This is a genomic window from Undibacterium sp. WLX3042, assembly GCF_049544825.1.
GTDB lineage: Bacteria > Pseudomonadota > Gammaproteobacteria > Burkholderiales > Burkholderiaceae_D > Undibacterium.
Genome location: NZ_CP186698.1, coordinates 2,779,881 through 2,797,605, shown reverse-complemented (window position 1 = coordinate 2,797,605; position 17,725 = coordinate 2,779,881). Strand labels below are relative to the sequence as shown.

The 17,725-nt window shown below is 50.1% G+C and carries 11 protein-coding genes; 9 read left to right on the top strand and 2 right to left on the bottom strand.

All coding sequences use genetic code 11. The features are described 5' to 3' along the window. From ACPAOP_RS12595 to ACPAOP_RS12565, 7 genes are all read left to right on the top strand, one after another. Positions 1 to 912: a LysR family transcriptional regulator gene (locus ACPAOP_RS12595; protein ID WP_423708257.1), complete on the top strand. Its 912-nt coding sequence runs from the start codon at positions 1 to 3 to the stop codon at positions 910 to 912. Continuing rightward, on the top strand, positions 906 to 1,703 hold the full coding sequence (gene lgt / locus ACPAOP_RS12590) for a prolipoprotein diacylglyceryl transferase (protein WP_423679366.1): 798 nt from the start codon (positions 906 to 908) through the stop codon (positions 1,701 to 1,703). Before ACPAOP_RS12595 ends, lgt begins: the two co-directional genes overlap by 7 nt. Positions 1,704 to 2,027: 324 nt before the next feature. Continuing rightward, complete coding sequence (locus tag ACPAOP_RS12585) at positions 2,028 to 4,109, top strand: M13 family metallopeptidase (RefSeq protein WP_423679367.1); 2,082 nt, start codon at positions 2,028 to 2,030, stop codon at positions 4,107 to 4,109. Between the two features lie 283 nt (positions 4,110 to 4,392). Continuing rightward, the gene (locus ACPAOP_RS12580; protein ID WP_423679368.1) at positions 4,393 to 4,854 is read left to right on the top strand and encodes an OsmC family protein; all 462 of its coding nucleotides are present in this window, start codon (positions 4,393 to 4,395) and stop codon (positions 4,852 to 4,854) included. A 9-nt stretch (positions 4,855 to 4,863) separates the two neighbouring features. Then, complete coding sequence (locus ACPAOP_RS12575; protein WP_423679369.1) at positions 4,864 to 5,517, top strand: FMN-binding negative transcriptional regulator; 654 nt, start codon at positions 4,864 to 4,866, stop codon at positions 5,515 to 5,517. A 202-nt stretch (positions 5,518 to 5,719) separates the two neighbouring features. Then, positions 5,720 to 6,928 (top strand): cache domain-containing protein, encoded by a 1,209-nt coding sequence (locus ACPAOP_RS12570; RefSeq protein WP_423708256.1) that lies wholly within the window; start codon positions 5,720 to 5,722, stop codon positions 6,926 to 6,928. A 53-nt stretch (positions 6,929 to 6,981) separates the two neighbouring features. After that, on the top strand, positions 6,982 to 8,646 hold the full coding sequence (locus ACPAOP_RS12565; protein ID WP_423708255.1) for an HD domain-containing phosphohydrolase: 1,665 nt from the start codon (positions 6,982 to 6,984) through the stop codon (positions 8,644 to 8,646). Between the two features lie 22 nt (positions 8,647 to 8,668). Here ACPAOP_RS12565 and ACPAOP_RS12560 read toward each other — a convergent pair whose 3' ends face one another. Both ACPAOP_RS12560 and ACPAOP_RS12555 read right to left on the bottom strand, forming a co-directional pair. Beyond that, positions 8,669 to 10,123 (bottom strand): NCS1 family nucleobase:cation symporter-1, encoded by a 1,455-nt coding sequence (locus tag ACPAOP_RS12560; RefSeq protein ID WP_423708254.1) that lies wholly within the window; start codon positions 10,121 to 10,123, stop codon positions 8,669 to 8,671. 570 nt (positions 10,124 to 10,693) lie between these two features. Further along, the gene (locus tag ACPAOP_RS12555; protein WP_423679372.1) at positions 10,694 to 12,004 is read right to left on the bottom strand and encodes an aspartate aminotransferase family protein; all 1,311 of its coding nucleotides are present in this window, start codon (positions 12,002 to 12,004) and stop codon (positions 10,694 to 10,696) included. A 263-nt stretch (positions 12,005 to 12,267) separates the two neighbouring features. Between ACPAOP_RS12555 and ACPAOP_RS12550 the strand changes: the two genes are divergently transcribed. Together ACPAOP_RS12550 and ACPAOP_RS12545 are read left to right on the top strand one after the other, a co-directional pair. Beyond that, entirely contained in the window at positions 12,268 to 13,752 is a 1,485-nt protein-coding gene (locus ACPAOP_RS12550; RefSeq protein ID WP_423708253.1) for a PLP-dependent aminotransferase family protein, read from the top strand. Positions 13,753 to 14,294: 542 nt separating this feature from the next. Beyond that, a complete protein-coding gene (locus ACPAOP_RS12545; RefSeq protein ID WP_423708252.1) occupies positions 14,295 to 17,669 on the top strand; it encodes a PAS domain S-box protein in 3,375 nt (1,124 codons plus the stop codon). The last annotated feature ends 56 nt before the right edge of the window (positions 17,670 to 17,725 follow it).

Genomic DNA, 17,725 nt, shown 5'->3' with positions numbered 1-17,725 from the left:
ATGAATAATCCAGATCTGCGGCATCTTGAACTGCGACAGCTCCGCTATTTCATCGCGGTTGCAGAGGAAATGCATTTTGGTAAAGCCGCACTACGGCTGAATATGACCCAACCGCCGCTATCGCAGGCGATACAGTCGCTCGAGAGCTTTCTTGGTACCGCACTGTTTATCCGAACCACCCGCCATATCGCGCTGACGCCCGCCGGAATTGCTTTGTTACCGGAAGCCAGACGCCTGCTGGAACAGGCAAATAATCTTCGGCAGCTGGCCCAACAAGCGGCCGCAGGTGCGCGCGGTCATTTATCACTCGCTTTTGTCTCTGTCGCCGATTACAGCATACTGCCGCCGACGTTGCGGGCGTTCCGTCAGAGCCATCCTGACGTCAGCATAGAATTGCGTGAAGCAACGACCGATGTCCAGCTGGACGCACTCGAAAAAAGTGAAATTGACGCCGGCTTCATGATCCCGCCTTTACCGGAAAAACTGCAACAGATTTTGTACTATCAGAAAATTCTGACCGAACCGCTGATGCTGGCGGCACCTGAGCAGATACTGCCACGTGATAAGCCGGTGAAAATGGAAAATTGTCCTGATCTGCCGCTGATCCTGTTTCCACGCAAAATCGCGCCATCATTACACGATGCGATACTCGGTCATTTCCATGCAGCGGGGATGACGCCGGTAATCGGCCAGGAAGCAATACAGATGCAAACCATCGTCGGGCTGGTGTCGGCTGGCATGGGTATCGCACTTGTGCCACAATCCGTCTCGAACTTGCAGCGTCCCGGCGTGGTCTATCATCCGATTGAACATGCCGCACCGGCAGTCGAGATCGGTATCGTCTGGCGTAAAGATAATCCGTCAGCGGTGCTCGCCTCCTTTTTACAGCTTTTACATACAACCACATGCTGATTCATCCTAATCCTGATCCCGTCGCTTTTGCCATTGGCCCGCTTTCCGTACATTGGTATGGGCTGATGTATATGGTCGCCTTTGCCCAGTTTATTGTGCTGGGCCGTTATCGCCTCAGATTGCCGCATGTCGCAGCGAAAGGCTGGACCCGCGAACATATCGACGACATGCTTTTTTATGGCGTGCTTGGCGTCATACTCGGCGGCCGCCTTGGCGAAGTGCTTTTTTACGGACTGCCCTATTACCTCGGCAATCCGCTGGAAATTTTCAAAGTCTGGAAAGGCGGTATGTCATTTCATGGCGGGTTTCTCGGTGTGCTGATTGCGATGTCCTTGTGGGCGCGTAAAGCAAAAATGCATCTGGCGGATGTCTATGATTTCATCGCGCCGCTGGTGCCGCTCGGTTATGCGGCTGGCCGCATCGGCAATTTCATCAATCACGAACTGCCGGGACGCATTGCCTCTGCTGATTTACCGTGGGCGATGATCTGGCCAGGCGTCGATCATCCTGTACATCCATCGCCGCTGTATCAGGCGCTCATCGATGGTGTTTTATTGTTTGTGATCCTGTGGATATTCGCCAGCAAAGCGCGACCAAGATTGGCGGTCGGGTCTTTGTTCGTGATCCTGTACGGTTGTGCACGCTTTTGTACAGAATACTTCCGTACTCCTGATTACGAAGTCAGCTTGGCCGGATTGACGATCTCTGCCGGACAGATGCTTTCGCTGCCGATGATCGCCGTCGGTGCATTGCTGCTGTTCTGGTCTTACCATCAGAAAAAATCCTCGTAATTCAGGATATTACGGGGAGTATATGCAGAAAACGCCTTAACCTTTCGGTAAAAAAAAGGGGGTTAAAATATACTCCCCCCAGTATATTTTATGCCTGAGACACCTTTAACTATGTATTCAGACTCAATTCCGACTTCATCAACAACATCATTCAGTTAAAAAAAGCGGCGGATTATTTCGTCTCCTGACGAACTAATCCGCCGCTTTTTTGTCTCAATCAACCTGACTGTTTTCTTCACCATGTATTCGTTGTGAATGCTGGTGAATGAATGACATTTCATGACAGCTATTTCAACCGATTTTAAAAAATAAAGGGACTATCACATGCAACGCACCCTGCTTTCGCTTGCCGTCCTGGCAGCCATTTCTGCCGGCAGCACCGGCACCGCTTTTGCCCAGACGACACCAGCCCACACGACGACAGCGGCATCGACAACGGCCGCCGCCCGTATTTCAGGCATTGATCTGCAATGGATAGATACCAGCGTACGTCCGCAGGATGATTTCTTCAAATTCATGTCTGGCAAATGGCTGGCGAATGCAGAGATTCCGGCAGACCGCGCCCGCTTCGGTTCTTTCGATCAGTTGCGCGACTTATCCGAACAACGTTCGTATGACATCATCAAAGCATTGGCCGCTGACAGCAAATTGAAAGCAGGCAGCAACGAGAAAAAAATTGCCGATCTTTATAATAGTTTCATGGATGAAGCACAGGCCGAGAAACTTGATATCGCACCGCTCAAAGCGACATTCAACCGCATTGACCGTCTGACCAAAAAAGAAGATTTACCAGCACTGATTTCTAATCTGGCCAAACTCGGCGTTTCGCTGCCGGTGCAATCCGGTATAGGCCAGGATGCACGCGACTCCAGCAAATACGCAGTCTATGTCAGCCAGGGTGGACTCGGTTTGCCGGACCGTGATTACTATCTGAAGGATGATGATGCCAAGCTCAAAGGCTTCCGCGATGCCTATCTGAAGCACGTAGAAAAAATGCTGGAAATGAGCGGTCAGAAAGATGCTGAAAAAGCGGCTGCCAGCATCCTTGCACTGGAAACAGAAATCGCGAAAATCCAGTGGACCAAAGTCGAAAATCGCAACCCGGTCAAAACCTACAACAAAATTGAAAAAGCAAAATTAGCGGAGCTGTTGCCAGGCTTCGACTGGACCGCGTATTTCGCTGGCACCGGTGTCGGCAACCGTGTCGATTATGTGATTGTCCGTCAACCGGGCTTCCTCAGTGGCATGGCAAAAATCATTCAGGACACACCAGTTTCTGTATGGCAGTCCTATTACAAATGGAAAGTGCTGAGTGCGTATGCGAGCCTGTTATCGAAACGCTTTGTTGATGAAGATTTCAACTTCTCCAGCGTGACCTTACGCGGTATTCCGGCGAACCAGCCACGCTGGAAACGCGGTGTGGCACGCGTGGAAGAAAGCATGTCGGAAGCACTGGGCAAACTGTATGTCGCCAAATACTTCCCGCCTGAGAATAAAGCACGCATGGAAGAACTGGTTAAAAATCTGACGCTCGCCTACAAACAAAGCATAGAAACGCTGGACTGGATGAGCCCTGAAACCAAAAAAGAAGCGCTCACCAAACTCGCTAAGTTCACACCGAAAATCGGCTATCCGGATGTATGGCGCGATTACAGCAAACTGGTCATCAAAAAAGACGATCTGGTTGGTAACGTGATGCGTGGCCGTGAACATGAATACCTACGCCAATTGTCCAAATTAGGTCAGCCGGTCAACCGCAAAGAATGGGGCATGAGCCCGCAGACCGTGAATGCGTATTACAACTCCCGTCAAAATGAAATCGTCTTCCCGGCCGCGATTCTGCAACCGCCATTCTTCAATCCGGCTGCAGATGATGCCGTGAATTACGGTGGTATCGGCGCGGTGATCGGGCATGAAATCAGCCACGGATTCGATGATTCCGGAAGCCAGTCTGATGGTGACGGTAATCTGCGTGACTGGTGGACCAAAGAAGACAAAGCGAATTTCGGTAAGCTGACTGCAGCGATGATCGCACAATACAACGCGTACAGCCCGCTGCCGGGTTATAACGTCAACGGTGCCCTGACACTCGGTGAAAACATTGCCGATAATTCCGGTTTATCGATCGCCTATAAAGCGTATCAGATCTCACTCGGCGGCAAACCTGCACCGGTGATTGACGGTTACACGGGAGACCAGCGTCTGTTCATGGGCTGGGCACAAGTCTGGCGTGGTAAAGCGCGTGATGCTGAAACGATTCGTCTGATTAACACAGACCCGCACTCACCTGCGGCGGTACGTGGTAATGCACCACTGACCAACCTGCCAGCGTTCTACTCTGCATTTGGCGTCAAAGAAGGCGACAGAATGTATACAGCGCCAGAGAAACGTATTACGATCTGGTAATCGGCCGCACCTGTAATATCGCCCGCGGGCGAATCTGAACAATTTGCCCCAGCCCTCTTTCTGCGAACAGAAAGAGGGCTTTTTTCATTGAGCACTGACGCAACAATCTCCTGCAGACGCGTAGAGCCTGACCTGACAGGCGTAAAAAGTCCGGGGCAATGATCAATTCCGCAGCCTGTATTTACAGCATTGCGTTAAACTAGCCAGCATTATATTGTCGCTTCATCATACAGACGCCAGCAGCTTAGCTACTGGATTTAACCATCATCATTCAAGGAATCATATGGAACAGTATTGCGCACAAATTATCTGGAATCGCGGCGAGCAGAATTTCAGCGATAACAAATACAGTCGTGGTCACGAATGGAAATTTGATGGTGGTCTGACAGTGCCGGCGTCTTCGGCACCTGCTTCTGTTCCTGTACCGTTGTCGGTCGCAGAAAACATCGATCCGGAAGAAGCCCTGGTCGCCGCGCTGTCGAGCTGCCATATGCTGTTTTTTCTCGCCTTCGCCGGTAAGCAGGGCTATATCGTTGACAGTTACGAAGACAATGCCGCTGGCATCATGGAAAAAAATGAAAAGCGACGGATGTCGATCACCCGCATAGAACTGCGTCCGCATGCAGTCTTTTCCGGCACCACGATACCGACTGCAGAGCAAATTCTGGCGCTGCATCACCTTGCACACGACCATTGTTATATCGCCAATTCCATTCGTGCGGAAGTGGTCATTACTCCGGTCTGAGCGAGCAGCATGTACACACCCGCCGCGTTCTCCGAGCAAAGAATTGAAGTTCTGCATGCACTGATCAATACGCATCCTCTGGCGAGTGTAGTGACATCGACCGGGGATGGATTGACTGCAGATCACATTCCCATGATCGTCACCGCACCAAGTGCCGGTGCGCCGTTCGGAACCTTGTGCGGGCACGTCGCGCGCCAGAATCCACTGTGGCAATCTGCTTCAGAGTTACTGTGTATATTTCAGGGGCCGAGCGCTTACATCACACCTAGTTGGTACGAAGAAAAAAAACAGAACGGCGCCGTCGTTCCTACCTACAATTATGCAGTTGTCCATGCACACGGAACATTGCGTATTGTCGATGATCGACAGGAATTTCTGGCACTCCTGAATAATCTCACCACACATTTTGAAACCCAGCGTACAACACCCTGGCAAATCAGTGATGCACCTTCGGACTACATTCATCATCTGATGGATGCCATCGTCGGCATCGAAATTCCTATCACCCGTATCACGGGAAAATGGAAAACAAGCCAGAATAAAACAATACAAAACCGCGGTAATATTACGATAGGCCTGCGTGAAAAAAATCATCACAATGAAATTGCAATGGCAGACCTGATGGAACAGGCGTTGTTTGCGTCAGAAGAAAAAAGTGTGTAACCGAGTATGTCGCATGTTAACGATACTCTTGCTTTTACAGCGCACTGACAGCAATCTTGTTGCAGGGATTTATCTCATGAGAACATAAGGTTTTCTGCACAGCTGACGGCACCGGATAGCTTCACATCAATCATTTTTACAAAGAGTTTCTGCATCAAACGACATTTATTCTTCCCGATAAAACCACTTCAGAAAGCATGCCATGCCGACGAAAAAGAACGTGTACTTCTACATTTACATTGCTTACTTTTTCACCGGTCTGATTGTGATTTTTGCGCTGATTATGGGCCTGGTGCAGTTTCCGCACATGAGCAAAATTATCCTTGCGCAGGCAAATAATACCTATGAACTGATAGGTAAAGAAATTACAGCTGACATCAGGGACATCTATGAACCAGTAAAAAATCAGACGGAAATCCTGGCACAGATACACCCCATTCCCGGTAATGATCTGAATGAAAGACTCAGACATACCGCCTATCTGGCAAAAGCCATCGATAAACTGGCATCCGCGACCTCTGCTTACGTCGGTTATGCGAACGGTGATTTTTTTTTGCTGCGGCAGTTTGCCAAATCGAATGGCAGCAAAGACGTCTTTCATGCCCCGCCGGAAACTGCCTGGATAGTACAAAGCACCAGTCACGAACATGGCAAACTGGTTGAACATCTGGTGTATCTGAACGGGAAGCTGCAGGAAATAAGCCGGATGGAAATCGGCTTAAGAAATTTCGACCCGCGTCAGCGCAACTGGTATATCTCTGCAATGCGTCATCCGGCACAATCAAACGTATCAGAGCCCTACTATTTTTTTACCACCGGACAAATCGGTGTCACCTACTCGCAAAAAATTGTGAATGAAAACGCGGTGGTTGGCATTGATATTGAAATGCCGACGATACAGGACATCGTCAGAAATCACGGTATCACACCGTCAACGTCAATTGCACTGACGGACCAGCAAGGACAATTGCTGGCATGGAAAAACGGTCAGATCAGCAGCTACAAACCGCAGATCAGTGTGCGGAAGGATGGCAGCAGCGGCATGCCCTTGCTCGCAGAACAGGATGCCCCGGTATTGAATCAGATCAGAAAAAATATTGCCTCTGTCCCAGCCGGGCCAGCGCAAACGAAAAGTTCTTCCATTGATATTCAAGGTGCAACCTGGTCAACCTATCACACCCGCTTGCATATACCCGGCGGGCAGGATCTCAGCATACTGATCGCCAGTCCGCATGCAGAACTGCTTGCAGACATACTGGATATGCGCAAAAAAAATATCGCGATATTCGTATTTCTGTTGTTGTTAGAAATCGGCGTGACGATATATTTTTCACGTCTGGCATCACAACCATTGAATCAACTGTCGGAAGATGCAAAAAAATTGCCCATTTCGATTTTCATAGCAAAGTAGAAATTGAGACGCGCATCAGAGAAATTGCCGATCTCGCTGATTCAATGAAAGGAATGAAAGCCACCATACAATCATTTCTCGATATCGCCAGCAGTCTCGCATCAGAAAATAATTACGATCGCCTGCTGGCCCGCGTCTTAAAAGAAATGTCTGAAATTACGGGAGCCAGATCGGGCTTACTGTATCTGTATGAGCCACAAAAGGATGCACTGGATGTTGTACAGATTTATGCAGATCATCATGTCGTTGAAACCGATGCACAAAGCATACTGATGAGCGATCGCAGTCATCCTGTTGTGGCCGCCTGCTATTCCGGCTCGCATATCCTGCAATTACAACCGAATGATCTGCGACTTTTTTTCAGTGTTTTACCTGAGTTATCGCATGTGACAACGCTGATCTCTATTCCGCTGAAAGACCGTAATGGCACTCTGTCAGGTGCTGTTGCGCTGGTGATAGACGCGACTGTCATTGACGATGCACATCTCGCGATGGCGGAAGCCGTTTCCGGGGCTGCTGCCGTCGCGATAGAAAATCAACGTCTGATTCAGGAACAAAAAGCCTTGCTGGCTTCATTCATACAACTGATCGCCAGCGCGATTGACGCCAAAAGCCCCTACACCGGCGGACATTGCCAGCGCGTTCCGGTACTCACAAAATTACTGGCACAAGCAGCTTGTCGCGAGACGAGCGGGCCGTATGCCAGCTTTAATCTGAATGAAGAAGAATGGGAAGAATTGCATGTCGCCTCCTGGCTGCATGATTGCGGCAAAGTTACCACGCCGGAATACATCGTCGATAAGGCGACCAAACTCGAAACGCTATATGACCGCATTCATGAAATACGTATGCGTTTTGAAGTATTAAAGCGCGATGCAGAAATCACCTGCTGGCAAGCCATCGCCAACGGAGGAAATGCGGCTGAACTGAAAGAAAAACTCCATACCGAGCTGAGGCAGCTGGACGAGGACTTTGCTTTTATCGCAGAATGTAATGAGGGTGGTGAGTTCATGGCTCCGGAAAAGATTGCCCGTCTAAAAGCGATTGCTGAACGGACCTGGCAGCGTACATTGTCTGACCGCATCGGCATTTCACACGAGGAAAAAGAACGCAAAGAGCGTACCCCGGAACCTGTGCTACCGGTAAGCGAACATCTCCTCAGCGATAAACCGGAACATATTTTTACCCGCTCGCCACGCGACATGATTCCGGCGGATAATCCCTGGGGTTTCAGGATCACGGTGCCGAAAAATTTATACAACCGCGGCGAACTGTATAACTTGTGTGTGACGCGTGGCACTTTGTCCGAGGAAGAGCGCTATAAGATTAATGAACACATGACGCAAACCATTATAATGCTGGGAAAATTGCCATTCCCGCGTTATCTGGCGAAAGTACCGGAAATCGCCGGCGGTCATCACGAAAAAATGGATGGCACAGGCTATCCGAAACGCCTGACCGGGGACCAGATGAGCATCCCTGCCCGCATGATGGCAATCGCCGATATCTTTGAGGCGCTGACGGCGGCAGATCGTCCCTACAAAAAAGGTAAGACCTTGTCAGAGGCTATCGCAATGATGAGCCGGATGGAAAAAGAACAACATATTGATACTGAATTATTCAGGCTGTTCCTGACTTCCGGCGTCTATCTCGAATACGCAAAAATGTTTATGAAACCCGGGCAGATTGATGAGGTCAACATAGCAGCGTATATCTGATGCAAAAAGCTGCCTGAGTACTTCAGACTGCATTGCGCTGATTGCGCATCAGAGCAAAATACACGATACCGGAAATCGCCAGACCGACAAACCAGGCATAGGTATAAATCGTTTTCAGCAGCGCAGAAACCTCCGGAAAAGACGCTGGAAATGCTGCGTTCAGGAAACCGGGAATATTCGGTGCCACGCCAATCACAAACGCGATCACTGCCGTCATATTCCAGCCCTTACGGTAACTGTACTGACCATGCTCTTCATATAAAGCCAGCACGTTAATCTGCGTCCGACGGATAAAGTAATAGTCAATAATCAGTATGCCGGCGATAGGGCCAAGCAACGCAGAGTAACCAATCAGCCAGGTGAAGATATAACCTTGCGTGGTTTCGAGAATTTTCCATGGCATCATCACCAGTGCGATACCGGCTGTAATGTAGCCTCCGGTTTTATACGAAATCAGTTGAGGATTCAGCGCAGAAAAATCGTAAGCAGGACCAACCAGATTAGCAGCAAGATTGACCGAGACCGTATCAATCAACAAAATCACCAGCGCGATCAGCACGGCAGCACCTGTCATGCGACTTGCGACATCCACCGGGTCCCATAAGGCTTTACCGTATAAAACGACAGTCGCTGAAGTCACGATCACTGCCATCAAAGCCAGCAGTCCCATAGGTGCGGGCAAGCCAACGGTCTGACCAAGAATCTGATCTTTCTGCGACTTAGCAAAGCGTGTAAAGTCAGGAATATTCAGTGCGAGTGTGGCCCAGAAACCTATCATCGCTGTCAGTGAAGGCCAGAAGGTCGTCCAGAATTGTCCGGCTTTTTTTCCGCCTTCAACAAACTGTGAAGGCTGATCCAGCAAGGCACCAAAACTACCCGCTTTGTTGTATACCCATGCCAGTAACACGAAACAGATAAGTATCTTTAATGGCGCCGTATATGTCTCCAGCTGACGTATCGATTCCATGCCATGAAAAATGTACCAGAACTGTATACCCCAGAAAATCAGAAAACACACCAGCTGGGCGCCGTTGATACCCAAGCCTGCGATGTTGTCGCCGCCCAGCGGATGACCGAGTAACACACCGCCAAGAGTGTAGATCATTTGCCCGCCAAACCATGTTTGTATGCCATACCAGCCACAGGCGACGATCGCCCGCATCAGTGCAGGCAAACGTGCACCGCGCACGCCAAACGAAGTGCGTGCCAGTACCGCGTAGGGGATACCGTATTTCGCTCCAGCGTGACCGATCAGTAACATCGGTACCAGCACTATTGCATTGGCCAGAAACACAGTCCAGACCGCCTGATAGCCTGACATACCGCCCTCAATCAGACTGGCAGACAAGGTGTAAGCAGGAATACACATCACCATCCCTACCCATAAGGCAGCGAAGTGATACCAGCGCCAGGTACGTTGCGCCTCTGAGGTCGGTGCTAAGTCCTCATTCCAAAGTTGATTACTATCCGGTTGCATATAATTTTTCTCCAAGGTCGATATCTGAGGACAGGCACAAACACATCCACGCACAACAAAGCGACTGATAAGTAAAAATAAGTAAAAAAGTCCAGTATTGAGCGGGATAGTACTGATGTAAAAGAGAACGGCAGATCACGTCAGATGCCGTGCACGCGTAGCAAACTTCATTCCACAAAACACATGTCAGCTTGTCTCTGCTTTCGTTAAACGGACAGCGCGATAGGCATTTCTGTCAGGTCCGGTCAAAGGCAATACAGACCTTACCGGAATCACGCGGGATTTATACGCTCACATCAGGCTGATGACAAGCAAAGGATGTATCCGAAGAGATGTCGTTGTACTAATCTGTTGTGCAATCGCTTGATAAGACCGGAAGTCATAAGCAATATAACAACCGTCAGATTGCATGCATGTGTATGCATTGCGCCCCCGTCCATCATTTTTTGGTGACGATACCTGATCACTACGCCGGTATTAGCGCTGCCGGCAGCACAAGTGAGTGATAGAGGAAAAAGAAATGCTCTGTGATCAGCGCAGATCACAGAGCAGCAACATCATCCGGCGAACTCAGACTGTTTTCCTGAGTATGTCGGCGAGTTTGCCGAACAGATCGTCGATGTGTTTTTTCTCAAGCACGAGCGGCGGAGACAAGGCAATGATGTCGCCCGTAGTGCGAATCAGCACGCCTTCCGCAAATGCCTGTTTGTACACTGCCATCGCACGTGCGCCGACTTTGCCCGGTATCGATGCCAGCTCGATCGCCCCGATCAGACCGACATTCCGCAAATCGATCACATGCGGCAAACCCTTCAGCGAATGCAAAGCATCTTCCCAATATGCGGTCATGCTTTGCGCATGCTCCAGCACTTTTTCTTCTTTGAATACTTTGAGTGAAGCTAGCCCGGCAGCGCATGCCAATGGGTGACCGGAATAGGTATAGCCGTGGAAAAATTCGATGCCGGCGGGACTGTCGAGCAAGGTTTCATAAATCATCGACTTACTGAATACCGCCCCCATTGGTACAACACCATTTGTAAGCCCTTTTGCGGTCGTCATCAGGTCAGGTGTGACGTCGAAAAAATCACTGGCAAACGGTGTTGCCATTCGACCGAAGCCAGTAATCACCTCATCAAAAATCAGCAGAATGCCATGCTTATCGCACAATTCACGTAAGCGCTTCAGATAGCCTTTCGGTGGCAGAATCACACCGGCAGAGCCCGACAAAGGCTCCACAATCACCGCAGCGATGGTTGACACATCATGCAGTGCAACGATGCGATCGAGTTCATCAGCGAGATGAGTGCCATATTCGGGAAGCCCGCGGCTATACGCATTTTTTTCGAGATTATAGGTATGCGGCAAATAATCGACACCACCCAATAAATTCGGAAACTGTTTGCGATTCGCCGGTAATCCACCGAGAGACATACCACCAAAACCGACGCCGTGATAACCACGCTCACGGCTGATGAAGCGCGTCCGTTGTCCTTCACCACGCGCACGGTGATAAGCCAGCACCATCTTCATCGCTGTATCAACCGATTCGGAGCCGGAATTGGTATAAAACACCTGACCAAATTTATTGCCACTGTAATCAATTAACTGTTCGGCGAGTTCAAATGCCGCCGGATGCCCCATCTGAAACGCCGGTGCGTAATCCAGCGTCGCGATTGCATCCTGCACTGCCCTGACTATCGTCGGATGAGAATGTCCCAGCGGCACGCACCATAGCCCGGCAGTACCATCGAGAATCTCGCGACCATTTTGATCGCGGTAATACATCCCGGCAGCGGAAGCAACCACGCGTGGCGCTTCTTTGTAATCCCGGTTCGCCGTAAACGGCATCCAGTACGCATTGAGTTGTTGTTGACTAAGCATGTGGCTCTCCTGAAATAATTTACCGATCGGTAAAAGTATGATGAAATCCTAACCAGGCATATGCGCAGAAGACATATACAGCCAGTCAAATTTCACCCAACCGTACTGGCTTTCTGAACTGCACAGTTCTCATCCGGACGATACGGACTAGCCTTGCTGACCAGCTGATAGCGAGCAGTCAAAGCAAGTGACATACCAATAAATTTCCCGATCACAGTTCTGCGCCAGATGAGGGATGCGTGTTGCTATATTATGGAATAAAAATGGAATTGACCGAAGAAATGCAACAAAGATCCGAACCAGCGGTCTGGCCGCAGCTGACGCTGGCACGCGGACGTCAGACCAGTCTGGTTGAGCAGATCGTGTGTGAAGTCAGCCAACTGATACGGCAACATCATTTACCACTCGGCAGCAAAATGCCGTCGGTACGTCAGTTTGCCAAATGCAATGCCGTGAGCACGTTCACCGTCGTCGAATCTTATGAACGACTGATCGCGCTTGGCATGCTGAGTTCGCGACGTGGTTCTGGTTACTTTGTGAGTAAGCCTGCAGGTATGCCCGTACCTTTGCCGCATCCCGTAACACCGGCCACGATTGACGCACTGAGTCCGGATTTATATTCCGGTGTTTCCTCTGCCTTACCGGTAGGTTCCGGCTGGCTGCCACCGGAATGGTATGGTGACGATGTTTTGCTGGACGCACTCAGACAGGCGATGCGCATTCCGACCCAGCGTCTGCGCGGCTATGGGCACCCGGCAGGATTTCCCGGTCTGCGCCAGCATCTGGCCCGCCATTTGACACAACAGCTGTTTCAGGTTGATACAGAACAGGTTCTGCTGACCAATGGTGCAACACACGCATTCGATCTGATATTGCGCACACTGTGTAAGCCTGGCGACACGGTGCTGGTGGAAAATCCCGGTTACAGTAATTTACTGTCACTGATACGGCATCATGGCTGCATTCCTGTCGGCATACAGAGGAGTGAACATGGGCTTGATCTGGATGGTCTGATGGAAAAAGCATTACTCCATCAGCCTAAAATCATGTTTGTGAATACGGTGCTGCAAAATCCGCTTGGTACCAGTCTCACACAAGCACAGGCACACCGTCTGCTGGCACTGGCAGAGCAATTCGATTTCTGGCTGGTTGAAGACGACATCTATCGCGAACTTTGCACACGCCCCGAACCCTCTTTAGCTGCGATGGATGGGCTCAGGCGTGTAATACGGGTGGGTAGTTTTTCCAAAGTGCTTTCCCCGACGCTGCGCGTCGGTTCGCTCTGTGCTTCACGCTCACTGATTGACGAATTGCTGCGGATCAAAATGCTGAGCGGGCTGACGACCTCGGAAATCAATGAGCGTGCGGTGTTACATGCGATCAGCTCCACACTGTACCGGCGTATGCTGGAAAAGCTCAAACGCCAGCTTGATAGTTCGCGTACCGAAGCACTGAGACTGTTGCAGGAAGCCGGCCTGACCGCACTGGCAGAACCACGCGGCGGTATGTTTATCAGCGCAGGCTGGCCAGATTCTGAACTTACAGCGCAAGAAATCAGCACACTGGCACGACAGGCCGGCTTCCTGATGGCACCCGCTGATTTTTTCTGTCTTCAGGAAACTGCTTATCCGTGGTTCCGCTTTAACATCGCGCATTGCAGCTCACTACAACTGCTTACTTTTTTACGTCGCATCAGTGATCGGGCGTCTCATGGATCAGTAAGTGGAAAAGAGTCCCTGCGCCCGTGATGCAATTGAGAGGCACATATGATCAACGATCCCGGCAATACATTTTTACCATATGACGCTTTTCAAATTTCTATGTAAAGGAAGCCATCCGCTGCGCTGCGGCCTGCTCTTAACGGATGCGTGAAAGAAACCTGTCTCTGCTCAGAAAAGAGATGACAACGTTCGAAAAATAGAAAGCCGCCGGAAAAATCAAGGCAGTCTATGCGACCCGCTTATTATTCTCGATCCGGACAATGACGCTACCGTATGTGGATTTTCTGACGTAAATCACACTGTCTCCCGCACAGGACTTCATATAGCGACAGGATGTCGATACAGCACAGAGGTTCATTTCAGGACGGTATTACACCGGCGGTAATCTGAGCGAACACGCGATATATAAACAATAAAGAAAAACTGAGAGAAAAATAGTCGTTAAGATAATAAATCTGTGTGTTTTTTGTTAAACATTATTAGTTGCATCGGCGAAATATGTTGCCCTGCCTGCTTTCATGGTATGAATACCAGCTCCTCTGAATCGCTGCCTGTACCGAAGTTCACCTATGTTGCCACCGGAATATCCTGAAGATGAAGCGCTGCGTCTTAATACACTCAGGGAATGCCGCCTGCTCGACACCCTGCCGGAAGAGAGATTTGACCGTATCACGCGTCTTGCGCGCCAGATTTTCCATACCGAAATCGCTCTGATTTCTCTGATCGACGAAGAACGGCAATGGTTTAAATCGCGGCAAGGTCTGCAGGCGCAGGAAACGCACCGGGATATTTCATTTTGTGGTCATGCGATTTTGTCCGGCGATGTTTATGTCGTCGAAGATGCCAGCAAGGACCTGCGCTTCAGCGATAACCCTTTAGTCCTGAATGCGCCCTTCATACGTTTTTATGCCGGCGCCCCTTTACATACCAAAAACGGACAGCGCATAGGTACACTCTGTATTATCGACAGTAAAGCCCGGATTCTGACAACGCAGGAACTGTCAGCCTTACGTGATCTCGCTGACTGCGTCGAGCATGAAATTGACAACGAACAGGCACATCGTCAGCATGATGCCTTGCTGACGCTGGCCCGCATCACGTCCCTGACCTTCGATAATCCGCAAACGCTGTTACGTGAAACACTTGCCCTTGGCTGCGAATATCTGAAGCTGAGCACCGGCATCATTTCCAAACATGAAGGCGATAATATTTATGTCAGCGTATTGCAGTCTTCACTGGAAACGCTGAGCGAAGGACACTTCTTCCCCAAAAATCAGACCTATTCTGATTTGCTGAAAGTCGATGAAGGCGTTGTCTGTATAGAGCACATAGGGAAGAGTCAGTACCGCCATCACCCGAGTTACCAGCGCTTCCGGCAAGAGACCTATATCGGTATTCCACTTTTTCTGGAAGGCCAGCGTTACGGAACGCTGGGTTTTTCCGATAACAACCCACGTGCAAGTGCATACAGCGAGATCGAAATCGAATTCATCAACGTTCTGGGCGACTGGGTTAACAGCACGCTGAAACGAATCGCACTGGACAAGGCACTGGAACAGCAGCAAAAAATGAATGATGCAGTCGCGCGGGCGCAATCGCAATTCATCAAGGGGCGGGATAAGCATGAAGGTATCAGGACGTTGCTGAACGATGCCGTGCTGCTTACCGGCAGCAACTACGGTCAGGTCTGCGAAGTACGGAAAGACAAAGCTGGGCATTACTTTCTGAAAAATCACATCCACTCAGCGATCCCCGGCAACGCGAATGCGGCGACTTCAGCGATGCTGCCAGTGGGTGCTGAGGCAGAGTCCGCTCCACATCTTCTGACTGCACATTTTGAAGAAGTTCTTCGTACCCGACAGCCGCTGTCCGGCACTGTCAACACAGCCCTGACGCAAGCGCACAGCGGACCGTCAGCCCCAGCCGGTCGTTTTTTATGTATGCCAGTTCACTACAACGGTGATATCGTCGCCATGATAGGAGTGGCCGACAGCAGCGATGAATACGATCAGCAAACAATCGATTTTCTGCAGCCGGTACTGATCACGATAGGTCAGTTAATCAATGCTGCCAAAGTACAACGCCAGCATGAAGAGAGTGAAAGACGCCTGGCCAACATTATTGAGGGTACCAACATTGGCACCTGGGAATGCGACATCGCCAGCGGAGAAACTATTTATAACGAACGGTGGGCAGAAATGCTCGGCTACACGCTTGAGGAACTGCAACCGACCACCGTTCAGACCTGGCTGAATTTGTGCCATCCAGATGATTTGAAACGCTCGAGCGTAATGCTGAACAAGCATTTCAACGGAGAACTGCCGTATTTCGATATGATCAGCCGCATGCGCCATAAGGATGGCCACTGGGTCTGGATCAGGGATCGCGGATGCGTGGTCAGCTGGAGTGAAGATGGTAAGCCCCTCGTGATGTCTGGCAGTCATCAGGACGTGACGCAGGAACGACTGGCAGAGGAAAAACTTGCTCACGCTTACGAATTACTGGAGCAGTCGAACACCGCGGCACGCATCGGTACCTGGGAATTCGATATTCGCCATCGTCAGGTTTTCTGGAGTCAGGTGACGAGACAGATCCATGAAGTCGGCGATGATTATGTGCATAATCTCGACAGCGCCGTGTCATTTTACAAACCGGGTAAAAACCGCGACCATCTGATGCGCCTGATGCAGGAGGCAGTAACAGACGGCAAAAAATTCGACGAAGAATTTGAAATTATCACAGCGAAAAAAAAGCATTGCTGGGTACGTGTCATCGGTCTCCCTTATTATCAGGATGATCAGATCGTGCGCATTTACGGCATTTTTCAGGATATCAGCGACAGCAAGGCCAATGCCGAAGCCTTGCGCGATCAGGCGGCACACACAGAGGCCATTCTCGATAATGTGCTTGATGGCATTGTCACCATTGATCACACCGGCAGAATCGACGGATATAACGCAGCAGCTGCGAAAATCTTCGGCTACGACAAGGAAGAGGTGATCGGTCAGCATTTCAATATGCTGTTACCTGCCCGTAATGATGGCAGCCGTAACCGGAAAATCCGGCAACATACTTTCGAAGACGGTATCGGGGTTACGCAGGAAATCGAGGCACAACGCAAGGATGGCAGCGTCTTTCCGCTGGACTTATCCGTCTCGACCGTGCGGCGACGCGGACACCCGTTGTATATCGGACTGGTGCGTGACATTACAGAACGCAAGCGGGTAGAAAGAATTAAAAACGAATTTATTTCTACCGTCAGTCATGAACTACGCACGCCACTGACCTCTATTTCTGGCGCGCTGGGTCTGGTGCTTGGTGGTGCTACCGGCACCTTACCAAAAAATCTGACCCCTTTACTGACGATCGCCAGTAAAAACAGTCAGCGCCTGACTTTCCTGATCAATGATTTGCTGGACATGGAAAAACTCAGTGCTGGCCAGATGCATTTCAATATACAAAAATATCCTCTGGCTCATCTTCTCTCACAAGCACTGGAAGGCAATCTGACCTTTGGTACGCAAAGAAAAATACATCTGCGATTATTAACGCCGGTACCGGATGTCGCAGTTGCAGTCGATAGTCAGCGGCTGATGCAGATCTTGTCTAACCTGTTGTCCAATGCGATCAAATATTCACCGGAGAACGAGACCGTCGAAATCAGTGCAGCAACCCATGACAACGCTGTTCGCATTTCCGTCCGCGATCATGGCGAAGGTATTCCTGCCGAATTCCATTCGCGTATTTTTCAGAAATTTGCTCAGGCGGATTCATCGAACACCAGAGAAAAAGGCGGCACCGGTCTCGGTCTGGCCATTTCCAGGGAACTGGTTGAACACATGGGTGGCAGCATCGGCTTTGAGTCCGGCTTACACAAAGGAGCGCATTTCTATATTGATCTGCCCATCACTGAACTCCGTCCGCAAACAGTGGCATCAGAGTAAAAAGGTGCCGGGGCGGCTATAATCCCGACGGCGTAAAAATTATCCGGTCAGACATT

What these genes read in the sequence shown, in the direction of transcription:
- lgt (WP_423679366.1), top strand. Translation starts at nt 906, where the DNA reads ATGCTGATTCATCCTAATCCTGATCCCGTCGCTTTTGCCATTGGCCCG.
- ACPAOP_RS12555 (WP_423679372.1), bottom strand. Translation starts at nt 12,004, where the DNA reads ATGCTTAGTCAACAACAACTCAATGCGTACTGGATGCCGTTTACGGCG.
- ACPAOP_RS12595 (WP_423708257.1), top strand. Translation starts at nt 1, where the DNA reads ATGAATAATCCAGATCTGCGGCATCTTGAACTGCGACAGCTCCGCTAT.
- ACPAOP_RS12550 (WP_423708253.1), top strand. Translation starts at nt 12,268, where the DNA reads ATGGAATTGACCGAAGAAATGCAACAAAGATCCGAACCAGCGGTCTGG.
- ACPAOP_RS12580 (WP_423679368.1), top strand. Translation starts at nt 4,393, where the DNA reads ATGGAACAGTATTGCGCACAAATTATCTGGAATCGCGGCGAGCAGAAT.
- ACPAOP_RS12560 (WP_423708254.1), bottom strand. Translation starts at nt 10,123, where the DNA reads ATGCAACCGGATAGTAATCAACTTTGGAATGAGGACTTAGCACCGACC.
- ACPAOP_RS12575 (WP_423679369.1), top strand. Translation starts at nt 4,864, where the DNA reads ATGTACACACCCGCCGCGTTCTCCGAGCAAAGAATTGAAGTTCTGCAT.
- ACPAOP_RS12585 (WP_423679367.1), top strand. Translation starts at nt 2,028, where the DNA reads ATGCAACGCACCCTGCTTTCGCTTGCCGTCCTGGCAGCCATTTCTGCC.
- ACPAOP_RS12545 (WP_423708252.1), top strand. Translation starts at nt 14,295, where the DNA reads ATGTTGCCACCGGAATATCCTGAAGATGAAGCGCTGCGTCTTAATACA.
- ACPAOP_RS12565 (WP_423708255.1), top strand. Translation starts at nt 6,982, where the DNA reads ATGAAAGCCACCATACAATCATTTCTCGATATCGCCAGCAGTCTCGCA.
- ACPAOP_RS12570 (WP_423708256.1), top strand. Translation starts at nt 5,720, where the DNA reads ATGCCGACGAAAAAGAACGTGTACTTCTACATTTACATTGCTTACTTT.